General features: G+C 69.2%; 20 protein-coding genes and 2 pseudogenes. 13 read left to right on the top strand and 9 right to left on the bottom strand.

Annotation, left to right across the window (positions count from 1 at the left end; all coding sequences use genetic code 11):
* Window positions 1–3: 3 nt before the first annotated feature.
* The 5 genes from K7B10_RS20695 to trxA all read left to right on the top strand — a co-directional run bounded on the left by K7B10_RS20695 (window position 4) and on the right by trxA (window position 4,946).
* Window positions 4–1,737 (top strand): protein kinase family protein, encoded by a 1,734-nt coding sequence (locus tag K7B10_RS20695; RefSeq protein ID WP_229337913.1) that lies wholly within the window; start codon window positions 4–6, stop codon window positions 1,735–1,737.
* Window positions 1,738–1,838: 101 nt separating this feature from the next.
* The gene (sigM, locus tag K7B10_RS20690; protein ID WP_229337911.1) at window positions 1,839–2,540 is read left to right on the top strand and encodes an RNA polymerase sigma factor SigM; all 702 of its coding nucleotides are present in this window, start codon (window positions 1,839–1,841) and stop codon (window positions 2,538–2,540) included.
* Window positions 2,537–3,469 carry an anti-sigma factor family protein gene (locus K7B10_RS20685; RefSeq protein ID WP_229337909.1) on the top strand — a complete coding sequence of 311 codons (933 nt, stop codon included), beginning with the start codon at window positions 2,537–2,539 and terminating at the stop codon, window positions 3,467–3,469. The genes sigM and K7B10_RS20685 overlap by 4 nt, the downstream gene beginning before the upstream one ends.
* Window positions 3,470–3,594: 125 nt before the next feature.
* Complete coding sequence (trxB, locus tag K7B10_RS20680; protein WP_030857724.1) at window positions 3,595–4,554, top strand: thioredoxin-disulfide reductase; 960 nt, start codon at window positions 3,595–3,597, stop codon at window positions 4,552–4,554.
* 53 nt (window positions 4,555–4,607) lie between these two features.
* Window positions 4,608–4,946 carry a thioredoxin gene (gene trxA / locus K7B10_RS20675; protein WP_229337907.1) on the top strand — a complete coding sequence of 113 codons (339 nt, stop codon included), beginning with the start codon at window positions 4,608–4,610 and terminating at the stop codon, window positions 4,944–4,946.
* An 84-nt stretch (window positions 4,947–5,030) separates the two neighbouring features.
* Here trxA and K7B10_RS20670 read toward each other — a convergent pair whose 3' ends face one another.
* The 9 genes from K7B10_RS20670 to rpmH all read right to left on the bottom strand — a co-directional run bounded on the left by K7B10_RS20670 (window position 5,031) and on the right by rpmH (window position 11,485).
* Complete coding sequence (locus K7B10_RS20670; protein ID WP_229337905.1) at window positions 5,031–5,648, bottom strand: GNAT family N-acetyltransferase; 618 nt, start codon at window positions 5,646–5,648, stop codon at window positions 5,031–5,033.
* 105 nt (window positions 5,649–5,753) lie between these two features.
* A complete protein-coding gene (locus tag K7B10_RS20665) occupies window positions 5,754–6,857 on the bottom strand; it encodes a ParB/RepB/Spo0J family partition protein (RefSeq protein ID WP_229337903.1) in 1,104 nt (367 codons plus the stop codon).
* Window positions 6,854–7,939, bottom strand: a complete 1,086-nt coding sequence (locus tag K7B10_RS20660) for an AAA family ATPase (RefSeq protein ID WP_308284614.1) — start codon at window positions 7,937–7,939, stop codon at window positions 6,854–6,856. The genes K7B10_RS20665 and K7B10_RS20660 overlap by 4 nt, the downstream gene beginning before the upstream one ends.
* A 246-nt stretch (window positions 7,940–8,185) precedes the next feature.
* Window positions 8,186–8,926, bottom strand: a complete 741-nt coding sequence (rsmG, locus tag K7B10_RS20655; RefSeq protein ID WP_037835282.1) for a 16S rRNA (guanine(527)-N(7))-methyltransferase RsmG — start codon at window positions 8,924–8,926, stop codon at window positions 8,186–8,188.
* A 112-nt stretch (window positions 8,927–9,038) separates the two neighbouring features.
* A complete protein-coding gene (locus tag K7B10_RS20650; RefSeq protein ID WP_229337901.1) occupies window positions 9,039–9,551 on the bottom strand; it encodes a Jag family protein in 513 nt (170 codons plus the stop codon).
* A 15-nt stretch (window positions 9,552–9,566) separates the two neighbouring features.
* Window positions 9,567–10,670 carry a membrane protein insertase YidC gene (gene yidC, locus K7B10_RS20645; RefSeq protein ID WP_229337899.1) on the bottom strand — a complete coding sequence of 368 codons (1,104 nt, stop codon included), beginning with the start codon at window positions 10,668–10,670 and terminating at the stop codon, window positions 9,567–9,569.
* A 3-nt stretch (window positions 10,671–10,673) separates the two neighbouring features.
* Window positions 10,674–10,955 (bottom strand): membrane protein insertion efficiency factor YidD, encoded by a 282-nt coding sequence (gene yidD, locus K7B10_RS20640; protein ID WP_372481439.1) that lies wholly within the window; start codon window positions 10,953–10,955, stop codon window positions 10,674–10,676.
* Window positions 10,952–11,326 carry a ribonuclease P protein component gene (gene rnpA / locus K7B10_RS20635; protein ID WP_229337897.1) on the bottom strand — a complete coding sequence of 125 codons (375 nt, stop codon included), beginning with the start codon at window positions 11,324–11,326 and terminating at the stop codon, window positions 10,952–10,954. The genes yidD and rnpA overlap by 4 nt, the downstream gene beginning before the upstream one ends.
* A 21-nt stretch (window positions 11,327–11,347) precedes the next feature.
* Window positions 11,348–11,485: a 50S ribosomal protein L34 gene (rpmH, locus tag K7B10_RS20630; protein WP_008741645.1), complete on the bottom strand. Its 138-nt coding sequence runs from the start codon at window positions 11,483–11,485 to the stop codon at window positions 11,348–11,350.
* 355 nt (window positions 11,486–11,840) lie between these two features.
* Here rpmH and dnaA (K7B10_RS41855) point away from each other — a divergent pair.
* From dnaA (K7B10_RS41855) to gyrA, 8 genes and pseudogenes are all read left to right on the top strand, one after another.
* A pseudogene (dnaA, locus tag K7B10_RS41855) lies at window positions 11,841–12,351 on the top strand (chromosomal replication initiator protein DnaA); the annotation flags it as partial.
* A 146-nt stretch (window positions 12,352–12,497) separates the two neighbouring features.
* Window positions 12,498–13,625 (top strand): annotated as a pseudogene (dnaA, locus tag K7B10_RS41850) (chromosomal replication initiator protein DnaA); the annotation flags it as partial.
* An 895-nt stretch (window positions 13,626–14,520) separates the two neighbouring features.
* Window positions 14,521–15,651, top strand: coding sequence for a DNA polymerase III subunit beta (dnaN, locus tag K7B10_RS20620; RefSeq protein ID WP_030153167.1), 1,131 nt, complete (start codon window positions 14,521–14,523; stop codon window positions 15,649–15,651).
* Window positions 15,652–15,940: 289 nt separating this feature from the next.
* Window positions 15,941–16,816, top strand: a complete 876-nt coding sequence (gene gnd / locus K7B10_RS20615) for a phosphogluconate dehydrogenase (NAD(+)-dependent, decarboxylating) (protein WP_229337893.1) — start codon at window positions 15,941–15,943, stop codon at window positions 16,814–16,816.
* A 74-nt stretch (window positions 16,817–16,890) separates the two neighbouring features.
* Entirely contained in the window at window positions 16,891–18,039 is a 1,149-nt protein-coding gene (gene recF, locus K7B10_RS20610; RefSeq protein ID WP_229337891.1) for a DNA replication/repair protein RecF, read from the top strand.
* Window positions 18,036–18,575, top strand: coding sequence for a DciA family protein (locus tag K7B10_RS20605; RefSeq protein ID WP_229337889.1), 540 nt, complete (start codon window positions 18,036–18,038; stop codon window positions 18,573–18,575). The genes recF and K7B10_RS20605 overlap by 4 nt, the downstream gene beginning before the upstream one ends.
* Before the next feature lie 285 nt (window positions 18,576–18,860).
* Window positions 18,861–20,921 carry a DNA topoisomerase (ATP-hydrolyzing) subunit B gene (gyrB, locus tag K7B10_RS20600; protein ID WP_308284613.1) on the top strand — a complete coding sequence of 687 codons (2,061 nt, stop codon included), beginning with the start codon at window positions 18,861–18,863 and terminating at the stop codon, window positions 20,919–20,921.
* A 44-nt stretch (window positions 20,922–20,965) separates the two neighbouring features.
* Window positions 20,966–23,560 (top strand): DNA gyrase subunit A, encoded by a 2,595-nt coding sequence (gene gyrA / locus K7B10_RS20595; RefSeq protein WP_229337885.1) that lies wholly within the window; start codon window positions 20,966–20,968, stop codon window positions 23,558–23,560.
* Window positions 23,561–23,770 lie beyond the last annotated feature (210 nt).

Raw genomic sequence — 23,770 nt, 5'->3', positions numbered from 1 at the left:
ACGGTGGCGGAACGTAGCACGGCTGCCGTCGACGTGGCCGACAACGGCGGCGACGAGCCGCCGGCCGCAGATGCGGCGAAGGCCACGGCCGACGGGGTGGACACCCAGAACGGACGAGCCGCGGACGGACCCATGCCCGAAAAGGACGGCGAGCGCAGGAAAGCGGCTCCTGCTGCCGCCCCCGAACTCCACAGCGGCCACAAACTCGCCAGGCGCTACCGCCTGGAGGAGTGCGTCACCCGTCTGGACGGATTCAGCAGCTGGCGCGCCATGGACGAGAAGCTGCGCCGTGCCGTGGGCGTCCACCTGCTGCCCGCCGACCACCCCCGGGCCCGCGCCGTCCTGGCCGCGGCCCGCTCCTCCGCGCTGCTCGGCGACCCGAGGTTCGTCCACGTCCTCGACGCCGTCGAGGAGAACGACCTCGTCTACGTCGTCCACGAGTGGCTGCCCGACGCCACCGAGCTGACCGCGATCCTCGCGTCGGGCCCCCTGGAGCCCCACGAGGCCTACCAGCTCGTCACCCAGGTTTCCCAGGCGATGGCCGCCGCTCACCGCGAAGGCCTCGCCCACCTGCGGCTGACGCCCAGCGCCATACTGCGGACCTCCACGGGCCAGTACCGCATCCGCGGGCTCGCCGTGAATGCCGCCCTGCGCGGCATCACCAGCGACACCCCGCAGCGCGCGGACACCGAGGCCATCGGCGCGCTCCTGTACGCCGCCCTGACGCAGCGCTGGCCGTACGAGGACGACGCGTACGGCCTGACCGGCCTGCCCAAGGGCGTCGGCCTGATCGCGCCCGACCAGGTCCGTGCCGGAGTACACCGGGGGCTGGGGGAGCTCGCCATGCGCGCCCTCGCCAACGACGGCGCCACCGCCTCCCGGCAGGAGCCGCCCTGCACCACCCCGGAGGAACTGGCGAAGGCCGTCGCCGCGATGCCCCGCATCCGGCCGCCGGAGCCCGCTTTCACCGCTCCGCCGGAGTACCAGCACACCACCTACCAGCAGGGCAGCTACGGCCGTCCGCAGCCGCACCCCGGCGGACCGGGCAGCCACACCATGGCCATCCCACCGCCGCCCCCGCTGCAGAGCCGCACCGGTCGCGTCCTGAAGTGGGGTGTGGCCGCCCTGCTCATCGCCGCGCTCGGCCTGGGCAGCTGGCAGCTCGCCGACACGCTCCTGGAACGCGTCAAGGGCGACACCGGCAGCAACGGCTCCAACCAGCAGCCCAAGCCCGACGAGGCCTCCAAGGGGGCCAAACCGAACAACCCGGGCAAGCCCCTGCACATCGCCAACGCCACCACCTTCGGCAAGGAACCGATCAAGCCGGAGGACGCGGACAAGGCCATCGACAACAACGGCGACTCCGCCTGGATCACCAAGGTGTTCTACGGCTACGCCAACTTCGGCAACCTGGACAGCTACGACGACGGCAGCGGCATCATCGTCGACCTCGGCAGCGTCCAGGAGGTGGCCGGCCTCGACGTCGACATGTACGCGGCCGGGCAGAAGGTCGAGGTCCGGGCCGCCTCTCCGGAGGCCTCCCAGCCCCGTTCCCTCTCGGATTTCTCCCACGAGGTCGTCAAGCTGACCACCGCCGGGAAGAACCTGAAGACCACCCTGGAGACCCCGCTGAAGGCCCGCTACCTGGTGATCCACATCACCGCGCTGCCCGCCGACTCGAACGGCGGCTACCGGGGCGGCATCAACGAGATCAAGGTGCTCGGCACGGCCGAGTAGGGCCGGGCCGCCATGGATACGGGACCGCTGCGCCGACTGGGCAGCGGTCCCTCGTATTCATCCCGCCCGACCCGTACGCTCCCTTCCGGAGGGGAGGTGTGATGCACTCAGCAACGGGAGACGACCGGAGCGACCAGGAGTTGCTGGCGCTGCATGCCGCCGGTGACCCCGATGCCTTCGGGGAACTCGTCCGGCGGCACCGCGATCGGCTGTGGGCCGTGGCCCTGCGCACCCTCGGCGACCGCGAGGAAGCCGCCGACGCCGTGCAGGACGCCCTCGTCTCCGCCTACCGGGCCGCCCACACGTTCCGCGGCGAATCCGCCGTCACCACCTGGCTGCACCGCATCACCGTCAACGCCTGCCTCGACCGGGCCCGCAAAGCCGCCTCCCGCAAGACCTCGCCGTTGGACGACACGGAACGCCTGGAGCGCCTCCTGGAGCCCCACGAGTCCGCCGAGGCACCCGCGGAGCGCCAAGACCTCCACCGGCAGCTCCTGGCCGCTCTCAGCACGCTCCCGGCCGAGCAGCGGGCCGCCCTGGTCCTCGTCGACATGCAGGGATACCCCGTCGCCGAGGCCGCCCGTATCCTCGACGTCCCCGCCGGCACCGTGAAGAGCCGGTGCGCGCGCGGCCGGGCGAAACTCCTCCCGATGCTCACTCATCTGCGCTCGAATGCCGGGGATAACACCGCCACCGAGCGGGGAAGGAACCGAACGCAGGGGACACCCGTCCCACCAGCGGCAGACCCCAGTCAGCCGGCCCCAGACGCAGACACGGTGAAGGGCGGAGGTGGACGAACGTGACTCCCACAACCGGCACGATCCGGCACCCTGACGTCTCGGAGATCTCCGACCTGACCGAAGGGCTCCTCTCGCCGGTCAGGGCCGGTGAGGTACGCCGCCACCTGGGCGACTGCCCCCTGTGCGCCGACGTCCTCGCCTCCCTGGAGGAGATCCGGGGACTCCTCGGCACACTGCCCGGGCCGCCCAGGATGCCCTCCGACATCGCCGGCCGCATCGACGCGGCTCTCGCTGCCGAAGCCCTCCTCGACTCCACCGCGCCCAGGGCGGACGCCGCCCCGGCCTCCGATGTTTCACGTGAAACATCGCCTGCCGCGCCTTCGGGTCCGGGTACCGGGCGGCCGGCCGGTCACCCGGCCGGAGCAACCGGTCCCGGGCGCCGCCGTGCCCGCCGCCGGATCGCCGTCATTGCCGGCCTGTCCGGAGCGGCCGCCTGCGCCCTCGGCATCTTCCTCGCGGGCAACCTGCTCGGGACCGGCTCTCCGGACACCGCGGCCCGCAGATCCGCGACCAGCACGGCAACCGCGGCACCTGCCGACGGCACCTACACCGCGCAGGGCCTCGAGGACAACGTCCATCGGCTCCTGGCCTCCGGACCGGGGGCGAAGACCGTCCCGCAGGAGGAACAGCAGAACAACACCTACGGATTGGAGAAGAGCACCACGCCCCCACCGGACCTGGTCCCGGGGGACGGCAACCGCACGACGGCCTCCTCCGTGCCGGCCTGTGTCCAGCACGCCACCGGTCGCACCGACACCCCGGTCGTGGCCGAACAGGGCAGCTACCAGGGCGCCGAGGTCTACCTCCTCGTCCTGCCGCACCCCGGCGACTCAGCCCGTGTGGATGCCTACCTGGTGGGTGCCGCGTGCACGAAGACCTCGTCCGCCGGATCTGACAAACCATTGCTGACCAGGACATATCCTCGAAGCTGACACCTTCGGGACCGCGAGGGAGCGGGTCGGGAATGCATGCGCCGTAGGATCCGTTGGGTGGGGTGAGACAACACACCGGCCCCTCCGGCAGCAGCGTGCAGTCCACAGAGACGAGGAAGAAACCCGTGAGCGACGTACGAAACGTGATCATCATCGGTTCCGGGCCGGCCGGCTACACCGCCGCCCTGTACACCGCACGCGCTTCGCTCAAGCCGCTGGTCTTCGAAGGCGCGGTCACCGCGGGTGGCGCGCTGATGAACACCACCGAGGTCGAGAACTTCCCCGGCTTCCAGGACGGCATCATGGGTCCGGACCTCATGGACAACATGCGCGGCCAGGCCGAGCGCTTCGGCGCCGAGCTCGTCCCGGACGACGTCGTGTCCGTGGACCTCACCGGTGACATCAAGACCGTCACCGACACCGCCGGCACCGTGCACCGCGCCAAGGCCGTGATCGTCACCACCGGCTCCCAGCACCGCAAGCTCGGGCTCCCCAACGAGGACGCCCTGTCCGGCCGCGGTGTCTCCTGGTGCGCCACCTGTGACGGGTTCTTCTTCAAGGACCAGGACATCGCCGTTGTCGGTGGCGGCGACACCGCCATCGAGGAGGCCACCTTCCTCTCGCGCTTCGCCAAGTCCGTCACCATCGTGCACCGCCGTGACAGCCTGCGTGCCTCCAAGGCCATGCAGGACCGCGCGTTCGCCGACCCGAAGATCAAGTTCGCCTGGGACAGCGAGGTCGCGGAGATCCACGGCGAGCAGAAGCTCTCCGGTCTCACCCTGCGCAACACCAAGACCGGTGAGACCTCCGAGCTCCCCGTGACGGGCCTGTTCATCGCCGTTGGCCACGACCCGCGCACCGAGCTGTTCAAGGACCAGCTGGAGCTCGATGGGGAGGGCTACCTCAAGGTCGACGCCCCCTCGACGCGGACCAACCTCACTGGCGTGTTCGGCGCAGGAGACGTCGTGGACCACACGTACCGTCAGGCCATCACCGCCGCGGGCACGGGCTGCTCCGCGGCCCTGGACGCCGAGCGCTTCCTCTCCGCCCTCGCGGACGCCGAGAAGGCGCACGCGACGGTCTGACCCTCGCCCACTCTCACACCCCACACCCCGCAGGAAAGAACTAGGAGGCCGCAGTGGCCCTCAAGAGCGTGACCGACGCCGACTTCGACGCCGCAGTCCTGAGCAGCGACAAGCCCGTCCTGGTGGACTTCTGGGCCGAGTGGTGCGGCCCGTGCCGCCAGATCGCCCCGTCCCTGGAGGCCATCGCGGCCGAGTACGGCGACGAGATCGAGATCGTCAAGCTCAACATCGACCAGAACCCGGACACGGCCGCCAAGTACGGCGTCATGTCCATCCCGACCCTGAACGTCTACCAGGGCGGCGAGGTCGTCAAGACCATCGTCGGTGCCAAGCCGAAGGCCGCCATCCTGCGTGACCTCGACGGCTTCGTGACCATCAAGCCCGTCGGCTGACGGTTGGAACCTCCGCCCGGCGAGAGCCGGGGATGTTTCACGTGAAACGGGGCCGCCCCTTCGAGGGGCGGCCCCGTTCGCGCATCAGAGTGGCCGCAGCGCGGGCTCCTTGCGTGCCGCGCCGAGCAGCCGGTCCAGCGCCAGCTCCACGTCTTCCTTCCACGAGAGCGTCGAGCGCATCTCCAGCCGCAGCCGCGGATGGACGGGATGCGGCCGCACCGTCTTGAAGCCCACGGCGAGCAGGTGGTCTGCCGGCAGCAGGCAGGCCGGGCCCTCCCAGCGCGCGTCCCCGAAAGCCTCGATCGCCCGGAACCCGCGCCGCAGCAGGTCCTTGGCCACCGTCTGGACCATCACCCGCCCCAAGCCCTGGCCTTGATAGCCCGGCATGATCCACGCCGTGATCAGCTGCACCGCGTCCGGGGAGACCGGACTCGTCGGAAACGAAGCGGCCCGCGGTACGTACGCCGGCGGCGCGTACAGGACGAACCCCACCGGAATCTCGTCCACGTAGACCACACGGCCGCACGAGCCCCATTCCAGCAGGACGGCGGAGATCCACGCCTCCTTCTCCTGCGCCGGAGTCCCCGCCTTCACGGCGGCCTCACCGCTGACGGGATCCAACTCCCAGAACACACAGGACCGGCAACGGCGAGGCAGGTCCTGCAGGTTGTCCAGCGTGAGTGGTACCAACCGACGCCCCATGAGCGCATCGTATCCACAGCCCGAATCAGGCGAAACCGCGACAAGGCAAAGGGGCGGACCGCCCCGGTTCACACCGGCACGATCCGCCCCTCGGCGGCCGGGAACTCACTCCCCGGACAGACCCTGCTCCAGCACCCGGCCCTCGCCCGGCGCCAGCGTCCCCAGAATCCGCTCCAGATCCTCCATCGAGGCGAACTCGACGGTGATCTTGCCCTTCTTCTGGCCCAGATCCACCTTCACGCGCGTCTCGAACCGGTCCGAGAGCCGAGTCGCCAGCTCGCTGAGCGCCGGAGCCACTCGGGTACCGGCCCGCGGCCCCTTCGGCTTCACGGGCCCCTCCGGCTCGGAACCCATCAGCGAGACGATCTCCTCGACCGCACGCACCGACAGTCCCTCGGCCACGATCCGGTGCGCCAGCTTGTCCTGTGCCTCGGAGTGCTCCACCGACAGCAGGGCCCGCGCATGTCCGGCGGACAGCACGCCCGCGGCCACCCGGCGCTGGACCGGGGGCGAGAGCTTCAGAAGGCGCAGCGTGTTGGACACCTGCGGACGTGAACGCCCGATCCGGTCCGCCAGCTGGTCGTGCGTGCAGTTGAAGTCCTGGAGCAGCTGGTCGTACGCGGCCGCCTCCTCCAGGGGGTTCAGCTGCGCCCGGTGCAGGTTCTCCAGCAGGGCGTCCAGCAGCAGCTTCTCGTCGTCCGTCGCCCGGATGATCGCCGGGATGCGCTCCAGCCCGGCCTCCCGGCAGGCCCGCCAGCGACGCTCACCCATGATGAGCTCATAGCGGTCCGGAGCCGACTGCCGCACGACCACCGGCTGAAGCAGACCCACCTCCTGGATGGAGGTGACCAGCTCCGCAAGCGCGTCCTCGTCGAACACCTCACGGGGCTGCCGCGGGTTCGGCGTGATCGAGTCCATCGGGAGCTCGGCGAACGTCGCCCCGGCCACCCCATCGGCCTCGGGCTCCACCGTCTCCGGCTCATCCACGACGGCAACCGCAGTCGTCCCGCCAAGCGATGTTTCACGTGAAACATCGGCCTGTGCCAGCGAAGCCAGCTTCGCCGCCGCGACCCCGCGCTCCGAAGGCAACATCGGCACCGCCGCCGGAGACGTCGAGCCGGCACCGATCACCGGCGGCGTCTTCTCCTGGGGAGCGGCGGGGATCAGCGCGCCGAGCCCCCGCCCCAGACCCCTACGTCGCTCACTCACTGGATCCCCTCCGCCACACTCTGCGTGCTGTTCATGCCCGCGCCCAGATGGGCGTGCTGGGCGTCGTACGAAATTCCGGCCCCCCGCAGCGCGATCTCGCGCGCCGCTTCCAGATAGGAGAGAGAACCACTCGAACCCGGATCGTAGGTGAGCACCGTCTGGCCGTAACTCGGGGCCTCGGAAATGCGCACCGAACGCGGGATGCTCGTGCGCAGCACCTCCTTGCCGAAGTGGGTGCGCACCTCCTCCGCCACCTGCGAAGCCAGCCGGGTCCTGCCGTCGTACATCGTCAGCAGGATCGTCGACACGTGCAGCGACGGGTTGAGGTGAGCCCGCACCAGGTCGACATTGCGCAGCAACTGACCCAGACCCTCCAGTGCGTAGTACTCGCACTGGATCGGGATCAGTACCTCGGCGCCGGCCACCAGTGCATTCACCGTCAGCAGCCCCAGCGAGGGCGGGCAGTCGATCAGGATGTAGTCCAGCGGCTGTTCGTACGCCTGGATGGCCCGCTGGAGCCGGCTCTCGCGGGCCACCAAGGACACCAGCTCGATCTCCGCACCCGCCAGGTCGATCGTGGCCGGAGCACAGAAGAGCCCCTCCACGTCCACCACCGGCTGGACAACCTCCAGCAGCGGCCGGCTGTCCACGAGCACGTCGTAGATCGAGGGCACATCCGCGTGGTGGTCGATACCGAGTGCCGTGGACGCATTGCCCTGCGGGTCGAGGTCGACCACCAGGACGCGCGCACCGTGCAGGGCCAGGGAGGCCGCCAGGTTCACGGTCGTCGTGGTCTTGCCCACGCCGCCCTTCTGGTTGGCGACCACAATGACCCGGGTCTGCGCCGGGCGGGGCAGCCCCGCGCCGGCACGTCCCAGCGCCTCGACCGCCAGCTGGGCGGCACGACCGATGGGCGTGTCGTTGTCTACAAGAGGCGACGATGTTTCACGTGAAACATCGTCCCCCGCTGGTTCAGAGCGGGGACCGGGGACCGGGTCGGCCATCGGCCCCGCGAGGTTGGCGTCGGACCGCACGGTGTCACTCTCCTCGGCATCAGGCTCGCGATGAACAGAGCCTGCCATGACACCCGGGTCGCGAACCAGCGGGGCCCGTACTCCAGTGGATGAATCCACCGTTGTGGACAACTCCGTCCCCCCGTCGCCCTTACGGGAACGGGGGGACGCGGCCGCACGGCCGCGGCTGATGATTCCGTGCAGCAGAGAGCGATGTTTCACGTGAAACACGATGCCCGCACAGCACCCGGACAGGGTCTTCGAGCCGCTACGACACTCCGAAATCCATACCTATAGGGCTCAATGCCCCGAAAATCAGCGGCGCCGACGGGTCCGGCTGGTCCGCGCGGCCTTAGCCCGCTTGGCCGCGAACCTCACCCCACCGGGGCTTTCTCCGACCTCCACACGGACGACGGTGGACAGGGGATCCACCACACCCTCGCCCACCTGCAGCACCGAGGTCTTCACCACACCGAGCTTCGCCAGTGCGGTCTTCGCCGCCACCAGCTCCTCCTCGGCGGTGTCGCCCTTGAGCGCCAGCATCTCCCCGTACGGACGCAGCAGGGGCACGCCCCAGCCCGCGAGCCGGTCCAGCGGAGCCACGGCCCGTGCCGTCACCACGTGCACCGGCTGCACCTTGCCGAGCATCTCCTCGGCGCGGCCGCGCACCACCGTGACGTGGTCCAGGCCCAGCAGCTCCACGGCCTCCTGAAGGAAGGTCGTCCGCCGCAGCAGCGGCTCCAGCAACGTGATCTTCAGATCGCGCCGCACCAGAGCCAGCGGAATGCCGGGCAGGCCGGCACCCGAGCCGACATCGCAGACGGTGACGCCCTCGGGCACCACCTCCGAGAGCACCGCACAATTCAGCAGGTGCCGCTCCCAGAGCCGCGGCACCTCGCGCGGGCCGATCAGGCCGCGCTTGACCCCCGCGTCTGCCAGCAGCTCCGCATACCGCACAGCTTCCGGGAAAAACTCGCCGAACACCGCGCGCGCCTCTTCAGGCGCCGGGGGAAGCTCCGCTGCCTCCGTCACGGGGACCGTCCTTCCGTACCGCATGGATCGTTGAAAACGCACTGCTCGAACTGGCACCGCCGGGACCGGCACTGCCAGGCTGACAAACTTCGGCCCCGTCTGCGACACAGACGGGGCCGAACACTCAGGCTTGCGATCAGGCCGGGAGCACGACGACGAAGCGCTGCGGCTCCTCGCCCTCCGACTCGCTCTTCAGACCTGCGGCCGCCACGGCGTCGTGGACGACCTTGCGCTCGAAGGGGGTCATCGGCGCCAGCTTCAGCGGCTCACCGGAAGCCTTCACGTCCGCCGCCGCCTGGGCACCGATCGCCGTCAGCTCCTCGCGCTTCTTCGCACGGAAGCCCGCGATGTCCAGCATCAGCCGGCTGCGGTCCCCGGTCTCGCGGTGCACGGCGAGGCGGGTCAGCTCCTGCAGAGCCTCCAGGACCTCACCGTCGCGGCCCACGAGCTTCTGGAGATCGCGGCTGGCGGAGTCACTGACGATCGACACCGCGGCCCGGTCGGCCTCGACGTCCATGTCGATGTCCCCGTCCAGGTCGGCGATGTCCAGCAGACCCTCGAGGTAGTCGGCCGCGATCTCACCCTCCTGCTCGAGGCGGGTCAGGGTGTCGCCACTCTCAGCGGCGGCGGTGGTGGTGCCTTCCGTCACGGGAGGGACTCCTTCTTACTTCTTGGAAGAGGGCTTGGGGGGCGTCTGCCGCTGCGACTTCGTCTGCCGCTTCGGCTGCTGCCGCTTGGCGGCACCGCCGCTCGCAGCGTCCGAGTCGGCCGTGGCCTCGGCGCTCTTGATCACAGACCCGTCCGCCTGCGCAGCCAGACCCTGCTTCGTGAGAGCCGCGATGAACTTGCGCTCGTTGTCGTTGCGGTCCGGGCCCTTGGCCACGATCGCCGCGACAATCTTCTTCTTGCCCCGGCCCTTGACGTCTCCGTGCGTGGTGACGTGCTTCAGCAGACGGGTCAGGTACTGGTCCTGGGCCTTGCTGCCGGGGGTCGGGTTCTGGTTGATCACGTACATCTGCTGGCCCATGGTCCACACGTTGGTGGTCAGCCAGTAGACGAGGACACCCACGGGGAAGTTGATGCCCATCACCGCGAAGATCAGCGGGAAGATGTACATCAGCATCTTCTGCTGCTGCATGAACGGCGTCTTCACCGAGAGGTCGACGTTCTTCTGCATCAGCTGGCGCTGCGTGTAGAACTGCGACAGCGACATCATGACGATCATGACCGCGGTCACGATCCGGACGTCGGTGATCGAGGCGCCCAAAGAGGCGGCCTTCTCGGCGCTGTCCGTGAACTTCGCCGCCAGCGGCGCGCCGAAGATGTGCGCCTGGCGGGCGCTCTCCAGCAGCGACTGGTTGATGACGCCGATCGTCTGCCCGTTGGCGATGGCCGAGAGCACGTGGTAGAGCGCGAAGAAGAACGGGGACTGCGCGATGATCGGAAGGCACGAGGAGAGCGGGTTGGTACCCGTCTCCTTGTACAGCTTCATCATCTCTTCGGACTGGCGCTGCTTGTCGTTCTTGTAGCGCTCCTGGATCGCCTTCATCTTCGGCTGGAGCGCCTGCATGCCACGCGTCGCTTTGATCTGCTTCACGAAGAGCGGGATCAAGCAGATACGGATCAAGACCACCAGGGACACGATCGACAGGCCCCAGGCCCAACCGCTGTCCGGGCCGAAGATCGCGCCGTACAGACTGTGGAACTGGACGATGACCCACGAGACGGGCGTGGTGATAAAGCTGAACAGACTGGCAATCGTGTCCACTAATCAGGCTCCTTGAGCATTGCGAGATCTACGCAACGCACTGCGCAGCTGCTCGTGCCAACGCGGGCGTTTACGGGGTGGGACATGGTCGACACCGCCGGCGGACCACGGATTGCACCGCAGGATCCGCCAGCCGGTCAGGACCGTCCCCTTCACCGCACCATGCCGGTCGATGGCCGTGTACCCGTAGTGCGAGCACGAGGGGTAATAACGGCACACCGGCCCGAGCAGCGGACTGATGGTCCACTGGTACAGCTTGATCAATGCGAGCAGCGGGTACTTCATCGAGCCACGCCTCCCAGGAGCCGCGTCAGAGCGGCGTCCAGGTCCCGGGCCAGTTCGTCGGCACCGGCATCACCCGCACCGGGCAATGCCCGCACCACCACCAGGCTACCGGCGGGCAGCTGTGAGAGGCGTTCGCGGACAAGATGGCGCAAACGGCGCTTCACCCGGTTACGGACGACGGCTACACCCACGGCCTTGCTGACGACGAAACCCGCACGCGTCGAGGGATCGATCTCCCCCGGCTCGTGCGGGTCCGTTGCACCGCTTGTACGTAGGTGGACGACGAGGAGCGGGCGACCAGCCCGACGACCTCGGCGTACCGCGCTCGCGAAGTCCTCGCGCCGCCTCAGCCGATTTTCGGGAGACAGCACGACGTCACGACCTGCGCGTTGTTACGCGGAAAGGGCTGCGCGGCCCTTGCCACGACGGTTCGCGAGGATCGCGCGACCGGCACGGGTACGCATCCGGAGACGGAAGCCGTGGGTCTTGGCACGACGGCGGTTGTTCGGCTGGAAGGTGCGCTTGCTCACTCGGGGGCTCCAGAGAATGAATCGTTGTGGCGGGACATCGCCTGGCTGTCACCGTGCGCCCACGAGGAAACTCGCGTGTTCGCCCGAGTGGCACCGCTAAACGATCACAAAAGGTGATCTTCGCCCATCGGTAGGCAGGCGGCAGCAGCCATCGACAACTCGACCTCGTTACGGTACGCGCGGCTACGCCATCCGGTCAAACCGAGGCGGCATGCCCTCACACTGTGCACAGGCTGTGGACAACGACTTGAACCGTACCCGTCGGCCTGACTACCGTTGTCTGATCCCGGATTTTTTGTCCCGACCGTCCCAAAGAACCACACATTCGTGGGACCCCTGTGAGAGAGCGTGCTCTGTGGCTGACGTACCTGCCGATCTTGCCGCAGTGTGGCCAAGGGTGCTCGAAAAGCTCCTCGGGGAGGGACAGCAGGCGATCGAGCCCAAGGACAAGCAGTGGGTCGAGCGCTGCCAGCCCCTGGCCCTCGTCGCCGACACCGCGCTGCTCGCCGTCCCCAACGAATACGGCAAGCGCGTCCTCGAGGGCCGGCTCGCCCCGCTGATCAGCGATGCGCTCAGCCGCGAGTGCGGCCGCCCCATCCGCATCGCCATCACCGTGGACGACTCCGCCGGCGAGCCCGCGCCCCTGCCCGCGGCCACCCAGCAGCGCTCCGAGTCGTACGAGCCGTACGGCAACCAGCGCGGTGGCGGCCACAACGGCCCCGGCGGGCCCTCCGACGACCAGCTCCCCACCGCCCGCCCCGCCTACCCGGACTACCAGCAGTCGCGCCCCGAGCCCGGCTCCTGGCCCCGCGGCGGCCAGCAGGACGACTACGGCTGGCAGCAGCCGCGCCTCGGCGGCTTCCCCGAGCGCGATCCGTACGCCTCCCCGCAGCCGGGCTACCTCCAGCAGTCCGACCCCGGCGGTTACGAGCAGGGCTCCTTCGACCAGCAGCAGTACGAGCAGCAGCAGTACGAGCCCCGCCAGCCCCAGCAGTCCCATCAATACGAGCAGCAGCAGTACGAGCAGCCGGCCCCGCGCCCGGCGCCCGGCCGGCCCGCGCCGCCGCCGTCCTCCTCTGGCGGCTCCACCTCGGGCCCGCTGGAGCCGACCGCCCGGCTCAACCCCAAGTACCTGTTCGACACGTTCGTCATCGGCGCGTCCAACCGCTTCGCGCACGCGGCCGCGGTGGCCGTCGCCGAGGCGCCGGCCAAGGCCTACAACCCCCTCTTCATCTACGGGGAATCGGGCCTGGGCAAAACGCATCTTCTGCACGCCATCGGGCACTACGCGCGGAGCCTGTACCCGGGCACCCGCGTGCGGTACGTGAGCTCCGAGGAGTTCACCAACGAGTTCATCAACTCGATCCGCGACGGCAAGGGCGACGCGTTCCGCAAGCGCTACCGCGAGATGGACATCCTGCTCGTCGACGACATCCAGTTCCTCGCGAGCAAGGAGTCGACGCAGGAGGAGTTCTTCCACACCTTCAATACGCTCCACAACGCCAACAAGCAGATCGTGCTGTCCTCCGACCGGCCGCCCAAGCAGCTCGTCACCCTCGAGGACCGGCTCCGCAACCGCTTCGAGTGGGGCCTGATCACCGACGTCCAGCCGCCCGAGCTGGAGACCCGTATCGCGATCCTGCGCAAGAAGGCCGTACAGGAGCAGCTCAACGCCCCGCCGGAGGTACTGGAGTTCATCGCCTCCCGCATCTCGCGCAACATCCGCGAGCTGGAGGGGGCGCTGATCCGGGTCACGGCCTTCGCGAGCCTGAACCGGCAGCCGGTCGACCTGGGCCTGACCGAGGACGTCCTCAAGAACCTGATCCCCGGCGGCGAGGACTCCGCCCCCGAGATCACGGCGACGGACATCATGGCGGCCACCGCGGACTACTTCGGCCTCACCGTGGACGACCTGTGCGGCTCCTCGCGCAGCCGCGTGCTGGTCACCGCCCGGCAGATCGCCATGTACCTGTGCCGGGAGCTCACGGACCTCTCCCTGCCCAAGATCGGGGCGCAGTTCGGCGGCCGCGACCACACCACGGTCATGCACGCGGACCGCAAGATCCGGGCCCTGATGGCGGAGCGGCGCTCCATCTACAACCAGGTCACGGAGCTCACCAACCGCATCAAGAACGGCTGAGCGAAGGGCCTCCCGGCCGTGCCTGCGGGCCCGGCCGGGCCTCTCCAAACGCTTTCAGAGGGCGCTCCCGGGGTACTTCGGGGGCGCCCTTCTTCGTCCGAGCGCCCCTGGTCTGTTCGAATACGCCCCCTGTGGAGCAACTCATCCACAGATTCCCCGACTTTCTTCCGTCCACAGGGTGGGGACGGGTTCCGTCACCCACAATCTGTCCACAGGGCCGCCGGATGAGGGACCATCAGCACTGGTCAGAACCCTGTGGATTTGTGCGCAAGCGTCATCCACAGCCTGTGGACAGAGTCCTCGTCCACAGGCTCGTCCACTCCTCTGTCCACCGCCGACCCACAGGTTCCCGCACTCTGTGCACAGGATCCGACGAGTTACCCACACCGCTGTCCACTGTTCGGCAACATTGCACCTCCCGTCACCACCCGGAGTGAAAGCCGTCACACGGAAGACGACGTTTGGGCTGTGGAGTACTGGGGGAAACCTGGGGACACACCTGTGGAGTAGTCGGGGTCATCTGGGGATGGCCTGTGCAGAAGTTTTTGTTCTCCACAGACACACCGTGTTGTCCACCGGTGTCACCCACAGGGTCGGTGGATAAAAAACGCGGGCTGACCTGGGAGAACGGGCTTATCCACCGTTTCCACAGGCCCTACTACTACCCCCATAGAGAGTTAGCCCGGTTTCGGTTTTCAAGCGGGTCCTGTGCACAACTCGGTGGGAATGCCTCCCCGACACCTCGCTCCCGACTTGACCTCCGGCAGCACCGACTGTCGGCGCCGTACGTCAGACTGGTCCCCGGCACCGAGGCTCCGAGCCATCGAGGGCATCGAGGCATCGGGCCGAGAACGAAGGCCGGCAGACGAGCGAGCAACAGCAGGAGGCGGTTCCGGTGAAGATCCGGGTGGAGCGCGACGTACTCGCGGAGGCGGTGGCCTGGGCTGCCCGTAGCCTCCCGGCCCGGCCGCCGGTGCCCGTTCTCGCGGGCCTGCTGCTGAAGGCCGAGGAGGGCACGCTGTCCCTCTCCGGCTTCGACTACGAGGTCTCGGCCCGCGTCTCCGTCGAGGCCGACGTCGAGGAGGACGGCACCGTCCTCGTCTCCGGCCGGCTGCTCGCCGACATCTGCCGCGCCCTCCCCAACCGCCCGGTGGAGATTTCCACAGACGGTGTACGGGCGACCGTGGTCTGCGGCTCCTCGCGATTCACACTCCACACCCTGCCTGTGGAGGAGTACCCGGCGCTGCCGCAGATGCCGACCGCGACCGGCACCGTGCCCGGTGAGGTCTTCGCCTCCGCCGCCGCCCAGGTCGCCATCGCCGCCGGCCGCGACGACACGCTGCCCGTGCTGACCGGTGTCCGCATCGAGATCGAGGGCGACCGCGTCACCCTGGCCTCCACCGACCGCTACCGCTTCGCGGTCCGCGAGTTCCTGTGGAAGCCGGAGAACCCGGACGCCTCCGCGGTGGCCCTGGTGCCCGCGAAGACGCTCCTGGACACGGCCAAGTCCCTGACCAGCGGTGACACCGTCACCCTGGCGCTGTCGGGCTCCGGCGCCGGCGAGGGCCTCATCGGTTTCGAGGGCGCCGGCCGCCGCACCACCACCCGGCTGCTCGAAGGCGACCTGCCGAAGTACCGCACGCTCTTCCCGACGGAGTTCAACTCCATCGCCGTCATCGAGACCGCCCCGTTCGTCGAGGCCGTCAAGCGCGTGGCCCTGGTCGCCGAGCGCAACACCCCGGTCCGTCTCAGCTTCGAGCAGGGCGTGCTGATCCTGGAGGCGGGCTCCTCCGACGACGCACAGGCTGTGGAACGCGTCGACGCCAAGCTCGAGGGCGACGACATCTCGATCGCCTTCAACCCGACCTTCCTGCTGGACGGCCTGAGCGCGATCGACTCGCCAGCCGCGCAGCTGAGCTTCACCACGTCCACCAAGCCGGCGCTGCTGAGCGGCCGTCCCGCGGTCGACGCCGAGGCGGACGAGGCGTACAAGTACCTGATCATGCCGGTGCGCCTCTCCGGCTGACGCGCGGCGCACGTCGGGCCCGGTCTCGCAGGCGCGGGGCCGGGCCCGACGCCGTCCGCCCCCGTACGGAGAACCCCGTACGGAGAACCCCGTACGGAGAACCCCGTACGGAGAACCCCCGCGAGGGCCGGTACACCCGGCCCGTACGGGCCCGCCCCCGCCCCGCACGGCCGTCCCTGGAGCGCCCGTGGCGCCCGGCGCCACCGCCCGGCGTAGGCTCGGAGCCTGGGTGCCCCGGTGATTTCGGGGAACCCGGCACAGACGGCCACAACGCTTAAGGAACCACCTGATGGAGCTTGGTCTCGTCGGTCTCGGCAAGATGGGCGGCAACATGCGCGAGCGCATCCGCCGCGCAGGCCACACCGTCATCGGATACGACCGCAACCCGGACCTTGCCGATGTCCACAGCCTGCGGGAACTTGTGGACAGCCTGCAGGCCCCCCGCGTCGTGTGGGTGATGGTCCCGGCAGGTGCGGCGACGCAGTCCACCGTCGACGAGCTCGCCGAGCTGCTCTCGATCGGCGACATCGTCGTCGACGGCGGCAACTCGCGCTGGACCGACGACGAGAAGCACGCCGCGGAGCTGGCCGCCAAGGGCATCGGTTTCGTCGACTGCGGTGTCTCCGGCGGCGTGTGGGGCCTGGAGAACGGCTACGCGCTCATGTACGGCGGCGAGAAGGACCACGTCGCCCGCGTCCAGCCGGTCTTCGACGCCCTCAAGCCCGAGGGCGAGTACGGCGCCGTGCACGCCGGCAAGGTCGGCGCGGGCCACTTCGCGAAGATGGTCCACAACGGCATCGAGTACGCCATGATGCAGGCCTACGCCGAGGGCTGGGAGCTGCTGGAGAAGGTGGACTCGGTCACCGACGTCCGCGAGGTCTTCCGCTCCTGGCAGGAAGGCACCGTCATCCGCTCCTGGCTGCTGGACCTGGCCGTCAACGCCCTCGACCAGGACGAGCACCTGGAGCAGCTGCGCGGCTTCGCGCAGGACTCGGGCGAGGGCCGCTGGACGGTGGAGGCGGCGATCGACAACGCCGTGCCGCTGCCCGCGATCACCGCCTCGCTCTTCGCGCGGTTCGCGTCCCGCCAGGACGACTCCCCGCAGATGAAGATGATCGCCGCGCTGCGCAACCAGTTCGGCGGCCACGCGGTCGAGAAGGCGTAATCCACAGCCTGTCCACAACCGCTCCACAGCAGTACAGAGCAGAGCAGCAGGAAGCCGGGGGAGGTCGGCGCCGTATGCATGTTTCGCATCTCTCACTGGCCGACTTCCGCTCGTACGCCCGGGCCGAGGTTCCCCTCGACCCGGGCGTCACGGCTTTCGTGGGTCCCAACGGCCAGGGGAAGACGAACCTGGTCGAGGCCATCGGGTACCTGGCCACGCTCGGCAGCCACCGCGTCTCCTCGGACGCCCCGCTGGTGCGGATGGGCGCGGACCGCGCCGTCATCCGCGCGGCCGTCACCCACGGCGCGCGCCAGCAGCTGGTCGAGCTGGAGCTGAACCCGGGGCGCGCCAACCGCGCCCGCATCAACCGGTCCTCGCAGGTCAGGCCCCGGGACGTACTGGGGATCGTACGGACGGTGCTGTTCGCGCCGGAGGACCTGGCCCTCGTGAAGGGGGACCCCGGGGAGCGCCGGCGGTTCCTCGACGAGCTCGTCACCGCCCGCTCGCCGCGGATGGCGGGAGTCCGCTCGGACTACGAGCGGGTGCTCAAGCAGCGCAACACCCTGCTGAAGTCGGCGGCGATGGCCCGTCGGCACGGCGGCCGCTCCATGGACCTCTCCACCCTCGACGTCTGGGACCAGCACCTCGCGCGCGCGGGCGCGGAGCTGCTGGCGCAGCGTCTCGACCTGATCGCGACGCTGCTGCCGCTCGCGGACAAGGCGTACGAGCAGCTCGCGCCCGGCGGCGGCCCGCTGGGGCTCGCGTACAAGTCCTCGGCCGCCGGCGAGGGCGGCCGGAGCGTGGACGACGGCGGGGCCCGCACCCGCGAAGACCTGTACGAGGTGCTGCTGTCGGCCCTGGCCGAGGTGCGCAAGCAGGAGATCGAGCGCGGAGTGACCCTGGTCGGCCCGCACCGGGACGACGTACTGCTGCGCCTGGGCGACCTCCCGGCGAAGGGGTACGCGAGCCACGGCGAGTCCTGGTCCTACGCGCTGGCGCTGCGACTGGCCTCGTACGAGCTGCTGCGCTCGGAGGGCGCCGAGCCGGTGCTCATCCTGGACGACGTGTTCGCCGAGCTGGACGCGCGGCGCCGGGAGCGGCTGGCGGAGCTGGTGGCCGCGGGCGAGCAGGTACTGGTGACCGCGGCGGTGGACGACGACGTTCCGGGGGTGCTGGCGGGAACCCGGTTCGCGGTGTCCGGAGGTGAGGTGACCCGGCTGTGAGCGACGACGAGAAGGGACCCGGTACGACCGGACCCCGGAGGGTCCCCGAGCCCTCGGGCGTGGACCTCGCGCGCCAGGCGCTGGCGGCCGCCCGCGAGCAGGCGCGGGCCCGGGGCAACGCGGCCGGCGCCAAGAACAGGCACCGGCCCGGACTGCGCTCGGGCGCCCGCGCGGACGGCCGGGACCCGATGCCCCTCATGGCGGCGCTGGACCGGCTGCGCACGGAGCACGGCTGGGAGATGCCGATGGCGGTCGCGGGCGTGATGGAGCGCTGGCCGGAGATCGTCGGGCCGGAGATCGCGGCGCACTGTGAACCGGACCGGTACGAGGACCGTGAACTGGTCGTGCGCTGTGACTCCTCGGCCTGGGCGGCGCAGCTGAAGCTGCTGGCCCCTCAGCTGGTGGCCCGGCTCAACGCGGACCTGGGTCAGGGGACGGTCCGGATGATCAAGGTCCAGGGCCCGGGCGGGCGCCCGAAGCGGTACGGGCCGCTGCGCGCGCCGGGCAGCACGGGCCCGGGGGACACGTACGGATAGCCCCGCATCGCGTGGCGTCCCTCACGGTAGCCGGAGGTTGACAGGCCGAAGCGCTGGACGCCCGCGTGAGCCTCTTTGAGCCCCTTCCCGGATATGGGGAGTCGGAGAGAGGAGGTTCAGGGCGGCACATGCGGACTGAGGTACCGGCAAACCCCCATTCATGTCCGTGGTACCGGTAGACTGAAGCGAATCCCGCCCGCTTGCGGGATCTCGCTGATACACGCTGACAACGCAGATCGACGCAGCCGCTCCTGCTTGCATGCCTGCTGGCCCGGAGTACGGCCTGTGCTGTGCCAGAAAGGGCGCTTCGTGGCCGATTCCGGCAACCCCAACGACAACCAGTCCACAGCCGGCGGGAACGGCGAGGTCACCGCCTCGTACGACGCCAGCGCGATCCAGGTCCTCGAGGGCCTGGACGCGGTCCGCAAGCGGCCGGGTATGTACATCGGCTCGACGGGCGAGCGTGGTCTGCACCACCTCGTCTACGAGGTCGTAGACAACTCGGTCGACGAGGCGCTGGCCGGTCACGCGGACACCATCGACGTCACGATCCTCGCCGACGGCGGGGTGCGCGTGATCGACAACGGCCGCGGCATCCCGGTCGGCATCGTGCCGTCCGAAGGGAAGCCGGCCGTCGAGGTCGTTCTGACGGTCCTGCACGCGGGCGGCAAGTTCGGCGGTGGCGGCTACGCCGTCTCCGGCGGTCTGCACGGCGTCGGCGTCTCCGTCGTGAACGCCCTGTCGACCAAGGTCGCGGTCGAGGTCAAGACGGACGGCCACCGCTGGACCCAGGACTACAAGCTGGGCGTGCCGACGGCCCCGCTGGCCAAGAACGAGCAGACCGACGAGCACGGCACGTCCGTGACGTTCTGGGCCGACGGCGACATCTTCGAGACGACCGAGTACTCCTTCGAGACGCTGTCGCGGCGCTTCCAGGAGATGGCCTTCCTCAACAAGGGCCTGACCCTGAAGCTGACCGACGAGCGCGAGTCGGCCAAGGCGACCGTCGGTGCGGACGACCCCGAGGCGGACACGGCCGCGCCCACCGCGCGTACCGTCACGTACTACTACGAGGGCGGCATCGTCGACTTCGTGAAGTACCTGAACTCGCGCAAGGGCGAGCTCATCCACCCGACCGTCATCGACGTCGAGGCCGAGGACAAGGAGCGCATGCTCTCGGTCGAGATCGCGATGCAGTGGAACTCGCAGTACACGGAGGGGGTCTACTCCTTCGCGAACACGATCCACACGCACGAGGGCGGTACGCACGAGGAGGGCTTCCGGGCCGCGCTGACGGGTCTGGTGAACCGTTACGCGCGCGACAAGAAGCTGCTCCGCGAGAAGGACGACAACCTCGCCGGCGAGGACATCCGCGAGGGTCTGACGGCGATCATCTCGGTGAAGCTGGGCGAGCCGCAGTTCGAGGGCCAGACGAAGACCAAGCTGGGCAACACGGAGGCCAAGACCTTCGTGCAGAAGGTCGTCCACGAGCACCTCAACGACTGGTTCGACCGCAATCCGGTCGAGGCCGCGGACATCATCCGCAAGTCGATCCAGGCGGCCACGGCCCGCGTCGCGGCGCGCAAGGCCCGCGACCTCACCCGCCGCAAGGGCCTGCTGGAGAGCGCCTCCCTGCCGGGCAAGCTGTCCGACTGCCAGTCGAACGACCCGACCAAGTGCGAGATCTTCATCGTCGAGGGTGACTCCGCCGGCGGCAGCGCGAAGTCCGGCCGCAACCCGATGTACCAGGCCATCCTGCCGATCCGCGGCAAGATCCTGAACGTCGAGAAGGCCCGTATCGACAAGATCCTCCAGAACACCGAGGTCCAGGCGCTGATCAGCGCCTTCGGCACCGGTGTGCACGAGGACTTCGACATCGAGAAGCTCCGCTATCACAAGATCATCCTGATGGCGGACGCCGACGTCGACGGCCAGCACATCAACACCCTGCTGCTCACCTTCCTCTTCCGCTTCATGCGGCCGCTGGTCGAGGCGGGTCACGTGTACCTGTCCCGCCCGCCGCTGTACAAGATCAAGTGGGGTCGGGACGACTTCGAGTACGCGTACTCGGACCGCGAGCGCGACGCCCTCGTCGAACTCGGCAAGCAGAACGGCAAGCGGATCAGGGAAGACTCGATCCAGCGCTTCAAGGGTCTGGGCGAGATGAACGCCGAGGAGCTGCGCGTCACGACCATGGACGTGGACCACCGCGTGCTCGGCCAGGTCACCCTCGACGACGCGGCCCAGGCCGACGACCTGTTCTCGGTGCTCATGGGTGAGGACGTCGAAGCCCGGCGCTCCTTCATCCAGCGCAACGCCAAGGACGTTCGGTTCCTCGACATCTGAGTCGGCCTCCGCTGACCGCCGCCTGAAAGGACTTCTGACCAGCAATGGCCGACGAAACCACCCCCACCGCCGAGAATCCCGCGGAGGAGCAGCCCGTGCTGCGCATCGAGCCCGTCGGGCTCGAGACGGAGATGCAGCGCTCCTACCTCGACTACGCGATGTCCGTCATCGTGTCCCGCGCGCTGCCCGACGTACGGGACGGCCTCAAGCCGGTCCACCGCCGCGTCCTGTACGCGATGTACGACGGCGGCTACCGGCCCGAGAAGGGCTTCTACAAGTGCGCCCGCGTCGTCGGTGACGTCATGGGCACGTACCACCCGCACGGCGACAGCTCCATCTACGACGCCCTGGTCCGCCTGGCCCAGCCGTGGTCGATGCGCATGCCGCTGGTGGACAGCAACGGCAACTTCGGCTCCCCGGGCAACGACCCGGCGGCCGCGATGCGCTACACCGAGTGCAAGCTGATGCCGCTGGCCATGGAGATGCTCCGGGACATCGACGAGGAGACCGTCGACTTCACGGACAACTACGACGGCCGCAACCAGGAGCCGACCGTCCTGCCGGCCCGCTTCCCGAACCTGCTGGTCAACGGCAGCGCCGGTATCGCGGTCGGCATGGCCACCAACATCCCGCCGCACAACCTGCGCGAGGTCGCGGCCGGCGCCCAGTGGGCGCTGGAGCACCCGGAGGCCTCGCACGAGGAGCTGCTCGACGCGCTCCTGGAGCGGATCAAGGGCCCCGACTTCCCGTCGGGCGCGCTGGTCGTGGGCCGCAAGGGCATCGAAGAGGCGTACCGGACCGGGCGCGGCTCCATCACGATGCGCGCGGTCGTCGAGGTCGAGGAGATCCAGAACCGCCAGTGCCTGGTGGTCACGGAGCTTCCGTACCAGACGAACCCGGACAACCTGGCGCAGAAGATCGCCGACCTGGTGAAGGACGGCAAGATCGGCGGCATCGCCGACGTCCGCGACGAGACCTCGTCGCGCACGGGCCAGCGCCTGGTGATCGTGCTCAAGCGCGACGCCGTCGCCAAGGTCGTGCTGAACAACCTGTACAAGCACACCGACCTGCAGACGAACTTCGGCGCGAACATGCTGGCGCTGGTGGACGGCGTGCCGCGCACGCTGTCGATCGACGCGTTCATCCGCCACTGGGTGCAGCACCAGATCGAGGTCATCGTCCGGCGCACGAAGTTCCGCCTGCGCAAGGCGGAGGAGCGGGCGCACATCCTGCGCGGTCTGCTCAAGGCGCTGGACGCGATCGACGAGGTCATCGCGCTGATCCGGCGCAGCAACACGGTCGAGATCGCGCGCGAGGGCCTGATGGGCCTGCTGGAGATCGACGAGATCCAGGCCAACGCGATCCTCGAGATGCAGCTGCGGCGCCTGGCGGCCCTGGAGCGGCAGAAGATCGTCGCCGAGCACGACGAGCTGCAGGCGAAGATCAACGAGTACAACGCGATCCTGGCCTCGCCGGAGAAGCAGCGCTCGATCGTCAGCGAGGAGCTGGCGGCCCTCGTCGAGAAGTTCGGCGACGACCGGCGCTCCAAGCTGGTTCCCTTCGACGGCGACATGTCCATGGAGGACCTGATCGCCGAAGAGGACATCGTCGTCACGATCACGCACGGCGGCTACGTCAAGCGCACCAAGACCGAGGACTACCGCTCGCAGAAGCGCGGCGGCAAGGGCGTGCGCGGCACGAAGCTGAAGCAGGACGACCTGGTCGACCACTTCTTCGTGTCCACCACGCACCACTGGCTGCTGTTCTTCACGAACAAGGGCCGGGTCTACCGCTCCAAGGCGTACGAGCTGCCGGACGCCGGCCGCGACGCCCGCGGGCAGCACGTGGCGAACCTGCTGGCCTTCCAGCCGGACGAGAAGATCGCCCAGATCCTCGCGATCCGCGACTACGAGGCCGCTCCGTACCTGATCCTGGCCACCAAGGGCGGCCTGGTGAAGAAGACGGCGCTCAAGGACTACGACTCGCCCCGTTCCGGCGGCGTCATCGCCATCAACCTCCGGGAGACCGAGGACGGCGGCGATGACGAGCTGATCGGCGCCGAGCTGGTGTCCGCCGAGGACGACCTGCTGCTGATCAGCAAGAAGGCGCAGTCGATCCGTTTCACGGCGACCGACGACGCGCTGCGCCCGATGGGCCGCGCCACCTCGGGCGTGAAGGGCATGAGTTTCCGCGAAGGTGACGAACTGCTCTCCATGAGCGTTGTGAGGCCGGGTACGTTCGTCTTCACCGCGACCGACGGCGGATACGCCAAGCGGACGCCGGTCGACGAGTACCGCGTCCAGGGTCGTGGTGGTCTGGGCATCAAGGCCGCCAAGATCGTGGAGGACCGCGGTTCGCTCGTCGGGGCGCTCGTGGTCGACGAGACGGACGAGATTCTCGCCATCACCCTGGGCGGTGGTGTGATTCGTACGCGAGTCAACGAAGTCAGGGAGACCGGCCGTGACACCATGGGCGTCCAGCTGATCAACCTGGGCAAGCGCGATGCCGTGGTCGGTATCGCTCGTAACGCCGAGGCCGGTCAGGAAGCTGACGAGGTCGAGGAGACCGACGCAGCCGAAGGACAGGCCGCCGAGGCCGCCGAGGGCACGCAGCCCTCGGCCGGGGAGCACGAGGAGTAAGTCGTGAGTGGAGCCACGGGCGCCGGACCGGCCAAGACTGGGGAGGACGGTACCCGTGGCCCCGCCGCGGACTCCCCGGACGGGGGCGCCGGGGCCGCCGAGGGCAGGGGGAGAACCGTGACGGACACCCGCAAGCCGAAGTCGAAGGCGAAGCCGGAGCAGGCCGTGGCGGCCGGGGCGGGCGCCGCCGCGCCGGCCGCGCCCGCAGCG

Source organism: Streptomyces flavotricini (assembly GCF_020639365.1).
In the GTDB taxonomy this organism is placed as follows: Bacteria; Actinomycetota; Actinomycetes; order Streptomycetales; family Streptomycetaceae; genus Streptomyces; species Streptomyces flavotricini.
The sequence above is the reverse complement of the archived record's forward strand: the minus strand, read 5'-3'. Positions and strand labels throughout refer to the sequence as shown.